The 8,979-nt window shown below is 68.2% G+C and carries 8 protein-coding genes and 1 other RNA gene; 6 read left to right on the plus strand and 3 right to left on the minus strand.

The window, feature by feature from the left end:
* Positions 1-24 precede the first annotated feature (24 nt).
* The 6 genes from ffs (at position 25) to EP26_RS23085 (ending at position 6,265) form a co-directional block, all read left to right on the plus strand.
* Positions 25-117: signal recognition particle sRNA small type (gene ffs, locus EP26_RS33465), an RNA gene on the plus strand.
* A 50-nt stretch (positions 118-167) separates the two neighbouring features.
* Positions 168-2,039 carry a DNA polymerase III subunit gamma/tau gene (locus EP26_RS23065; RefSeq protein ID WP_043342189.1) on the plus strand — a complete coding sequence of 624 codons (1,872 nt, stop codon included), beginning with the start codon at positions 168-170 and terminating at the stop codon, positions 2,037-2,039.
* A 9-nt stretch (positions 2,040-2,048) separates the two neighbouring features.
* A complete protein-coding gene (locus EP26_RS23070; protein ID WP_043342190.1) occupies positions 2,049-2,387 on the plus strand; it encodes a YbaB/EbfC family nucleoid-associated protein in 339 nt (112 codons plus the stop codon).
* A gap of 1 nt (position 2,388) precedes the next feature.
* Positions 2,389-3,000 carry a recombination mediator RecR gene (gene recR / locus EP26_RS23075; protein ID WP_084112825.1) on the plus strand — a complete coding sequence of 204 codons (612 nt, stop codon included), beginning with the start codon at positions 2,389-2,391 and terminating at the stop codon, positions 2,998-3,000.
* Positions 3,001-3,099: 99 nt separating this feature from the next.
* The gene (locus EP26_RS23080; protein ID WP_157033697.1) at positions 3,100-5,073 is read left to right on the plus strand and encodes a glycoside hydrolase family protein; all 1,974 of its coding nucleotides are present in this window, start codon (positions 3,100-3,102) and stop codon (positions 5,071-5,073) included.
* Between the two features lie 148 nt (positions 5,074-5,221).
* Positions 5,222-6,265, plus strand: a complete 1,044-nt coding sequence (locus EP26_RS23085) for a WcbI family polysaccharide biosynthesis putative acetyltransferase (RefSeq protein ID WP_043342192.1) — start codon at positions 5,222-5,224, stop codon at positions 6,263-6,265.
* Between the two features lie 6 nt (positions 6,266-6,271).
* Here the strand turns inward: EP26_RS23085 and EP26_RS23090 are convergent, their stop codons facing one another.
* The 3 genes from EP26_RS23090 to EP26_RS23100 all read right to left on the minus strand — a co-directional run bounded on the left by EP26_RS23090 (position 6,272) and on the right by EP26_RS23100 (position 8,940).
* On the minus strand, positions 6,272-7,240 hold the full coding sequence (locus tag EP26_RS23090; RefSeq protein ID WP_052389560.1) for a class I SAM-dependent methyltransferase: 969 nt from the start codon (positions 7,238-7,240) through the stop codon (positions 6,272-6,274).
* A 95-nt stretch (positions 7,241-7,335) separates the two neighbouring features.
* Positions 7,336-7,518, minus strand: a complete 183-nt coding sequence (locus tag EP26_RS23095; protein WP_043342193.1) for a CsbD family protein — start codon at positions 7,516-7,518, stop codon at positions 7,336-7,338.
* A gap of 90 nt (positions 7,519-7,608) precedes the next feature.
* Positions 7,609-8,940, minus strand: coding sequence for an aspartate aminotransferase family protein (locus tag EP26_RS23100; RefSeq protein WP_043342194.1), 1,332 nt, complete (start codon positions 8,938-8,940; stop codon positions 7,609-7,611).
* Positions 8,941-8,979: the final 39 nt, after the last annotated feature.

Below are 8,979 nucleotides of genomic sequence, written 5' to 3' on the forward strand. Positions count from 1 at the left end.
GGACCATGATATGGTGCCCTCGGAAGGTCGGCGGCGGACGGGCTCCCCGCCAACCCGGTCAGGTCCGGAAGGAAGCAGCCGTAACGGGTTCTCGCCCGGGTCGCTTGCCGGCCTTCCACCCTCTCCCCCGGCCCGGCGGGCCAGATGCACGGGATGCCGCCGCGCCGATGTCCTCATCCCTGTTCGGCACCGAAGACCCGCCGCCCGCAGATTCCCTGCCCGAGCCACCGGCCGAGGGCCCCGGCCTGTTCGGCGAGGCGCCGCCCCTCCCGCCGCCGCCTGCCCCGACGCCGCCCGCTGCCCAGGCCGATGCGCCCTACCGGGTACTCGCCCGCAAGTACCGCCCGAGCACCTTCGAGCAGCTGATCGGCCAGGACGCGCTGGTGCGCACGCTGCGCAACGCCTTCGCCCAGGACCGCGTGGCGCATGCCTATCTGCTGACCGGCGTGCGCGGCGTCGGCAAAACGACAACGGCGCGGATCATCGCCCGTGCGCTGAACTGCATCGGCCCGGACGGCAAGGGCGGCCCGACGCCCGAACCCTGCGGCGTCTGCCCGGAATGCAAGGCGATCCTCGCCGACCGCCACCCAGATGTGCAGGAGCTGGACGCCGCCTCCAACAACGGCATCGATGACGTGCGGGAGTTGCGCGAGCGGCTGCGCTACCGGCCAGCGCAGGGGCGGTTCAAGGTCATCATCCTGGACGAGGTCCACATGCTGTCGACGGCGGCGTTCAACGCGCTGCTGAAGACGCTGGAGGAGCCGCCGGCCCAAGTGAAATTCATGCTGGCGACGACCGAGCTGCGGAAGGTCCCGGCGACCATCCTCTCGCGTTGCCAGACCTTCCACCTGAAGCGCGTGCCCCAGGCGGAGCTGCGGGCGCATTTCGAGCGCATCGCCGGGCTCGAGCAGGTGACCGTCGAGCCGGAGGCGCTGGCGATGCTGGCCCGCGCGGCGGATGGCTCGGTGCGGGACGGGCTCTCGCTGCTCGACCAGGCCATCGCCCTCGGCGGGCCGGAGGGGCAGGTCACCACCGAGGCGGTGCGGGACATGCTCGGCCTCGCCGACCGCGCCATGGTGCTGGAGCTGATGGAGGCGCTGATGGCCGGCCGCACGGCGGAGGCCCTCACCCTGCTCGACCGCGCGCATGAGCGCGGCGCCGACCCGGCCGTGGTGCTGCAGGACCTGCTGGAGCTGACCCATACGCTGACCCGCCTGCGCAGTGTTCCCGGCCTCAAGGAGGATCCCTCATTGACCGAGGGCGAGCGCACCCGTGGCGCGGCGCTGGCGGAGCGGCTTTCCGTCCCCGTGCTCGGCCGTGCCTGGCAGATGCTGCTGAAGGGGCTCGGCGAGGTGAACGAGGCGCCGGACCGCCGCGCCGCGACGGAGATGGTGCTGATCCGCCTCGCCCATGTCGCGGAGATGCCGACGCCGGGCGACCTGGTGCGGCGGCTGACCGAGGGCGGCACGGTGCCGGCCAATGCGCCCCGCCCTGCCCCGCCCGGCAATGGCGGCGGGATGCGAGCCGCCGCCAATGGCGCGCCGGTGCTGGCCGATGCCGTCGCCACGCCCGACCTTGCCCAGCCACGGAGCTGGCGCGAGGTGGTGGCGCTGGCCTCCGGCCGCAAGCCGATGGTGCATGCCCATCTCCTTCACAGCGTCCATCCCGTGCGGGTGCAGCCGGGGCGGATCGAGATGCGGGTGCAGCCGGACGCGCCGCGCGACCTCGCCATGGAACTCGGCGCGCTGCTGCTGGAACGCACCGGCCAGCGCTGGACCATCGCCCTCTCCAATGCCGAGGGCGAGCCGACCCTCGCCCAGCAAGGCCGCACCGCCGATGCGGAGCGGCGCAGCCTGGCGCAGAGCCACCCGCTGGTGCAGGCGGTGCTCGCCACCTTCCCCGGCACGGTGATCGAGGCGGTGCGGGACGCCGGGGCCGATGCCTACGGCCTTACCGCCATCGCCACGGAGGCGGATGGCGACAGCGAACCGCCGGATTTCGACGATGTTCCACCCCCCGATGACGATGACAGGGAATAGGGCAGCCCCATGAAGAATCTCGGCAACATGCTGAAGCAGGCCCAGCAGATGCAGTCCCGCATGGCGGAGATGCAGGCCAAGCTGGACGCCACCACCGTCGACGGCGTCGCCGGCGCCGGCATGGTGCAGGTGACGCTGACCGGCAAGGGCGACCTCAAGCGCGTCTCCATTGACCCGAGCCTGATGGCGGCTGACGAGCGCGAGGTGCTGGAGGATCTGCTGGTCGCCGCCCATGCCGATGCCAAGCAGAAGGTCGAGGCCATGATGGCCGAGGAGATGCAGAAGGCGACGGCCGGGCTGAACCTGCCGGGCGGCGGCCTACCGGGCGGCTTCAAGCTGCCCTTCTGACGTGTCCGGGCAGGCGCCTGCAGACCCCATCGAGCAGCTTGTCGGGCTGCTCGCGCGCCTCCCCGGCCTCGGCCGGCGGAGCGCCCGGCGCGCGGCGCTGAAGATGCTGATGCAGCCGGACCGGGTGATGCTGCCGCTGGCAGCCGCGCTCCAGGCCGCAGCGGCGGCGGTGCAACCCTGCGGTGTTTGCGGCAACCTCGACGCCCGCAATCCCTGCCGCATCTGCCGGGACCCGCAGCGGGACCGCGGGCTGATCTGCGTGGTAGAGGGCGTCGCGGAACTCTGGGCGCTGGAGCGGGCGCATGCGCATCGTGGCCTCTACCACGTGCTGGGCGGCACGCTTTCGGCGCTGGGCGGCGTCGGGCCGGAGGATCTCGCTGTGCAGCCGCTGCTGGCCCGCATCGACGAGGCTGAGCCGAAGGTCGAGGAGGTGATCCTCGCCTTGCCCGCGACGGTCGATGGGGCGACGACGGCGCATTACCTCTCCGACCGGCTCGCCGGCACCGGCGCGCGCGTCACCCGCCTAGCACAGGGCGTGCCGATGGGCGGGGCGCTCGACGTGCTCGACGAGGGAACGCTGGCGGCTGCATTGAAGGCGCGACGTAGTTTCTGACTTCTTATCTTGCCGATACCCGAATCGTTTTGAATTCCGCATTATCTGTTCTGCCAAAGTTATGTTGACAAGAATGTGAGGCTGGCGTTCAAGGACAAGATGCGCGTACTTCCCAGCGATCCCTTGCCTTACGCTGATTTCATCGTCCGCAAGCTGATGCAGCCGGTCGCGCCGGACGGCAGCGCAGGGCTCGCCGTCTCCGAGACGGAGTTTCCGATCCTCGGCGATCGCTGGTTCTGGGCCGACGACAACGCGAAGATCCTCGAATTCCTCAGCCTGCCCGCCGTCTGGCGCGAACATCCCGAGGCGGTGACCCACGCCTTCCGCTTTCTCACCTCGCTCTGCGAAGGGCCCTTCATCTTCCGCCGCACCGGCCATGCGCGGCTGGAACAGGCGCAACGCGACGGCGGCCGTGCCAGGTTCATCCACACCTTCCTCCATGTGGAATGCGACCTGCCCGCCGGCAGCGTCACCATCGGCACGCGCTTCCATGACGGGCGGGATGCGCGGAACGTCATCCTCACCGGCAACTACGTGCATTTCGTGCATGACGGCGTCTTCTTCAGCCTCGATGTCGAGGACGCCATCTCCGGTTGGGACATCGAGCAGGATGCCGGGCGGCTTCGACTCTCCCATCGCAGCGAGCTGACCTTCCTGCATGGAGGCCGCCGCCTGCGCTTGGGCCAGCTCACCTACAGCTATGTCGTCCAGGCCTCCTCCATGTTCGTCGATGCTGAGGCGGTGCTGGAGCTGGACCCTGCCATCAGCGTCTCCGACGTCGTGCTCACCATCGGGCAGGACGGGCTGAGCCACGGCGAGAACGGCGTGCAATACGGCACGATCTTCATTGATCGGCCGGGCAGCACGCCTCATCGCCACGACGCCGCCACGCCAGGCCATAACAAGCTCGCCGCCGAGGGCACGCCCTACTGGTCGATCGTGCAGAGCGGCGAGATGCGCGGCTTCGCGCTGGCCGTCCACACCATGCCGCGGGACCCGGGCCGCATCGCGCGGATCGAGGCCGTATCGGAACATCCGCATCGCCTGCACTGGGTTGTCGCCCAGTATCGCTTTCCCGGCACTTGGCGCGGCGAGCGGCTCGTGGCGGCGGAGCGGAAGACCATCACCGGCGGCGGCTTCTACGACCGCGTGGCGGACTGCAGCGCAATGTTCCGCGCCCACGGTTTCTCCGCGCGGGAGGCCGCGCATCCGCTCGACCTCTCCATCTCCTACGACTACGGGGCGGAGATGGCCGCCTTCGCCCGTTGCTACCGCGGCGCCGGCCAGCCCGACATGCCACGCGCCGCGTTGCTGCTACGCGACCAATCACGGGCGATGTTCGACCACTTCTACGAGGTCTATGCCGAAAATCTGCTGACCGCGCAGCGCAGCGACGTCTCGGCCATCTTCTCTCGCCCGCTCGCCTTCGTCGCCTATGGCTTGGTTGACATGTGGAAGGCGACCGGGGAGGAGCATTACCGTCGCCGCCTGCGCCAAGTGGTCGATACGCTCTTGGAATTCGAGCGACCGTTCCGGGGCATCACCGGGGAGACGGAATCCGGCTTCCTCATGGGCATGTCGTCCAGCGCCTTGCCCTATGTCGATTGCCATGCGGCGGCGATCCTTGCACTGGTACGCGCCTTGCCGGTGCTTGACGACGCAGGCCTCGCCGCCAGCATCGACCGCGCGCTGCACGCCTTCCAGATCCAGACCATGGGACTGAAGGCAGCCCATCCGCGCAAATCGGACCTCTTGGTCGTCAACTATCTGCATTCGGAGGGTGGCGGCGCACGGGTCTATGAGCACGCCTTCTGGAATTTCTGCGCCGCGCTCAGCCTGCGTGCCTTCAAGGCTCTGAACGGCGCCGCGCATCCGGCGCTCCGCCAGGTCGCGGCGCAGCACGCGACGCGGCTGCAAAGCTTCGAATCGCTGATCCGCACCCAGTTCGTGCAATCCATCCGCGAGGAGGAAGGGTTGCTGGAGATCAGAACCTCCGCCTTCGCCGCCGAAAGCAATTCGGAGACCCAGCCCTGGGTCGCGCTCAGCCTCGCCACCGATTCCGGTGACGACTGACGCTCCTTCTGCAAGGACTGATACCAAGTCCCGGTGACCCCAACCTGTCAGCGGCGGAGGGGCGCGCCCTCGACACAACCCGCTCCGGCCTCGGAGGAGCCGCTTTACTGCATGGGTTCTCATCAGCGGGATTTGGTATGAGCGGGCCATGAAAGCCTTCTTCTCCGCCGAGGACATCGTCGAGGCCCTCTACCAGGGCCTGCTGCAGCGTGGCGCCGACCCGGAAGGTCTTGCCACCTATGCCGCGGAGTTGCGCCGTGACGGGCTGGGGCCGGTGATCGGCTCTTTGCTTGGCAGCGAGGAATTCCGCAATGCCAACGGCCTCGGCGGAAACCGGATGCTCACCATCGTCGGCAACTGCAATGCTCCGGTGCTCGCCAACTGCCTGCGCAGCGGCAGCAATGCCTGGGTGCGATGGGTGGCCGACGTGAATGACCGCGGCAGGCCGCATTTCGACGCGGCCATGGCGGCAATGAATGCGGGGATGGCGGGCGACATCATCTCCGTCCCTTTCGGCGAAGATTACCCGGACCTGTCCAGCAGCCGCATCAGGGCGCTCAATCCAGGGCGCTTCCACTTGATGACGAACATCCATTTCACCGGCCTGCATCCGGACATTACCTATTTCGGTCCCTTCGGCCGGCGCATCCACAGCGCGATCGGCGAGTACAACAGCCGCATCGTCCTGTTGTGCTTCCTCAGAAACATGAGCGAGCGGGACTGCCTCGCCCGATTCAATGCTAGGACTTATGAGGCGCTCGGCTATTTCCGCGCCTGGGACGAATCGGCCGACGAGCTCCGCCGACGCGACCGGCCGATGAACATCACCTTCGCCGATGCCTTCCTCGAAATCACGCGGCAGGAGCAGACGCTCTACTCGATGAACCACCCGACCAGCATCGCCATCGCCTCGCAGGCGGAGTGCATTGCGCGCGCGCTCGGTCTTGGCGGCCGCTTTCTGCCGGATGCCTTCCACAATCCGCTGGCGGACCAGGTGCACTGGCCAATCTATCCCGAGATCGGTGAGGCGAACCGGCTGCGCTACGAGACCGCGTTCCGCTTCGGTACGCCCTCCAGCAGTCTTGGCCTCGAGGAATTCGTCTACGCGTCCTACCGGCGCTACGCGACCTATGGCCTTGAGGCGATGCGGCAGGCCGCACGGCCGGACGACAGGCTCGACCGGGATATCTGAGCCCGGTCAGCCTTTCTGGAAAACGAAATTGTTGGAGAGGCAGTCAGCGCGCTGCGCAACCACCCAGGTATCCTCGCGCAGTTCGAGCAGCCGGCAGCCATGCGCATGCGCCAGGTCGAGCACCGCCCGCTGCGGCACCTGGTGCATCTCTACCGCCGGGCCCTGGGCATCCGCCGCATACTCGGCCAAGCTGAAGCGATAGCCTTCGTAATAGGTCGGCACCTGAAAGATGGCGAGGCCGCCCGGCGCCAGCGCGCGGAACATGCCATCGAGGATATGCATGATCACCGGCGGCGGGTTGTGCTGCAACACGATGCGCGAGAACCAGAGGTCGAAGCCCTGGACTGGATGCAGCTGTTGCGCCGTCACTTGCTGGAAACCGATATTGTCGAGCCCGAGGCGCTGCCGCCGCTGCTCTGCCAGGCGCAGATGCGCGGCGGAGATGTCGAGCCCGACGACTTTTCGGAACAAGGGCGCCAGTTGCATGGTGAGCCGCCCAACGCCGCAGCCATACTCGATAAGGGTCGCAACCTCCTCTGGCTTGCGCCCGACGCGGGCGAGGATGGCCAGCAGGATATGTCGGTCAATGGCCGCTGAAGCGTAGAACTCTTCCTCGCTTCCGCCGATGCGGTCGGGGAGGAAGGTTTCGTTGCTGATGACGGACCAATGCGGCGCGGCCTCGCCGATCGCCTCCCATCGCGCCGCCACTACATGCAGCAGACGGGTAAGGTCCTCGGGCGATGCCTCGGTGTCGACATGCAGCGGCGGCGCCTCCAGGGACAAGGTCGCGGCCAAAGGTGCTGCGGTCGTCGGCCCGAACTGGTCCAGGAATTCAGGCGAGCCGGTGAAATCACGCCGAAGGCTGTCGAGATCGTTGTAGTGGCGGCAGTGGCCGTCGACGACGGCCTCGTTCTCCGGCTCCCGTCCGAGGAGGAGGCGATAGGCCAGCACGACCTCGTCACGGGTGAGCGGCATGGCAGGACGACCCCCTGTAATCCAGGAGGCGCTATCCTCTATTTGCCTGCTGCAAGCAAGGCGGAAGGCCCCGCAAGGGGGGCCTTCCCGATGCGTCAGTCGTTGGTCGCGTCGCGGACCTTGTCCTTGGCGCCGCCAACGGCGTTCTGCACCTTGCCCTCGGCCTTGTCGGTCTTGCCTTCGGCCTGCAGGGCGGCATCACCGGTCACCTTGCCGGCGGCATCCTTCACGGCGCCCTTGACCTGCTTGCCGATGCCTTCGATGCGATCCTTGTCCATGGCTGGCACTCCCCTTGGCGCACCGCGACATGCGATGGCCTCAGGACCAGAACGCGATGGGGGAACGAAAGGTTCCGGGTTACGATCCGGTCACAGGCTCTCCAGCGCCGCCTCAATCGCATCGCCGAAACGCTCGACGATCGTATCCACCTGCTCGGCCGTGACGTTGTAGGGCGGCGCGAGGATGGCATGGTCGCCCTGCCGCCCGTCGATGGTGCCCCCCATCGGGTAGCAGGCGAGGCCGCGGGCATAGCCTTCCATCTTCACCCGCTCGTTCAGCTTGAGCGTCGGGTCGAACACCGCCTTGCTCGCCCGGTCGGCGACGAACTCCACCGCCCAGAACAGGCCGCGCCCGCGGATGTCGCCGATATGGCGGTGGTTGCCGAAGCGCTCCAGCAGCCGCTGCTCCAGCCGCGTGCCCATCGCCTGCACATTGTCCAGCAGGTGCTCCTCGACGATCACCTGCTGCACCGCCAGCGCCGCGGCACAGGCCACGGGATGCGCCTGGTAGGTGTGGCCGTGCATGAAGGCGCCGGAGCCTTGCAGGAAGGCCTGCATCACCCGCCCATGGACGAGGATGCCGCCAATCGGCTGGTAGCCGCCGCCGAGCCCCTTGGCGACGATCTGGATGTCGGGCACCACGCCCTCCTGCTCCCAGGTGTGCATGGCGCCGCAGCGGCCCATGCCGCTCATCACCTCGTCGAGGATGAGCAGCGCGCCGTGCCGGTCGCAGACCGCCTTCATCGCCGGGAAGTAGCCGGGCAGCGCCGTGGCGCAGCCGAGCGTCGCGCCCACCACCGTCTCCGCCATGAAGCCGATGACGGTATCGGGGCCGAGGCGCTGGAACTCCGCCTCCAGCTCGTCGGCCAGGCGGGCGACATACTGCTCGTCGCTCTCGCCCTCGCCCTGGCCGCGATAGGCGTAGCAGGGCGAGACATGGCTGAAGGCCGGCGAGAGCAGCGGCTGGTAGGGCGCGCGGCGCATGGCGTTGCCGCCGGCCGAGAGCGCGCCGAGGGTGTTGCCGTGGTAGCTCTGCCGCCGGGCGATGAAGCGCGTCCTCTGCGGCTGGTCGAGCTCAAGAAAATACTGCCGCGCCAGCTTGATCGCCGCCTCGTTCCCCTCGGAGCCGGAGGAGCAGAAATAGGCATGCGTCAGCCCGCCCGGTTCGTGGCCGACCAGCACATCGGCCAGCGCCTCGGCGCTCTCGCAGCTGAACAGCGCGGTATGAGCGTAGGAGAGCCTGTCGAGCTGCGCCTTGATCGCCTCGATCACCTTCGGATGCCCGTGGCCGAGGCAGGCGACGGCCGCGCCGCCCGAGGCATCGATGATCGCGCGGCCGTCCTGGTCGTAGAGATGGATGCCCTCGCCCCCCACGGCGAGCGGCGGGTCGGCATGCAGGCTGCGATGGATGAGGTGACTCACGGGTAGGACCTCCGGCGCGGCAAGGCGGCCAGGGTTCCA

The sequence above is a fragment of the Belnapia moabensis DSM 16746 genome, from assembly GCF_000745835.1.
GTDB classification, from domain to species: Bacteria; Pseudomonadota; Alphaproteobacteria; order Acetobacterales; family Acetobacteraceae; genus Belnapia; species Belnapia moabensis.

Bases quoted from the DNA above. Each gene is read 5' to 3' on its own strand.
- EP26_RS23085 (WP_043342192.1), top strand. From the start codon at position 5,222: ATGAAAGCCTTCTTCTCCGCCGAGGACATCGTCGAGGCCCTCTACCAG.
- EP26_RS23095 (WP_043342193.1), bottom strand. From the start codon at position 7,518: ATGGACAAGGATCGCATCGAAGGCATCGGCAAGCAGGTCAAGGGCGCC.
- EP26_RS23090 (WP_052389560.1), bottom strand. From the start codon at position 7,240: ATGCCGCTCACCCGTGACGAGGTCGTGCTGGCCTATCGCCTCCTCCTC.
- EP26_RS23065 (WP_043342189.1), top strand. From the start codon at position 168: ATGTCCTCATCCCTGTTCGGCACCGAAGACCCGCCGCCCGCAGATTCC.
- EP26_RS23080 (WP_157033697.1), top strand. From the start codon at position 3,100: ATGCGCGTACTTCCCAGCGATCCCTTGCCTTACGCTGATTTCATCGTC.
- EP26_RS23070 (WP_043342190.1), top strand. From the start codon at position 2,049: ATGAAGAATCTCGGCAACATGCTGAAGCAGGCCCAGCAGATGCAGTCC.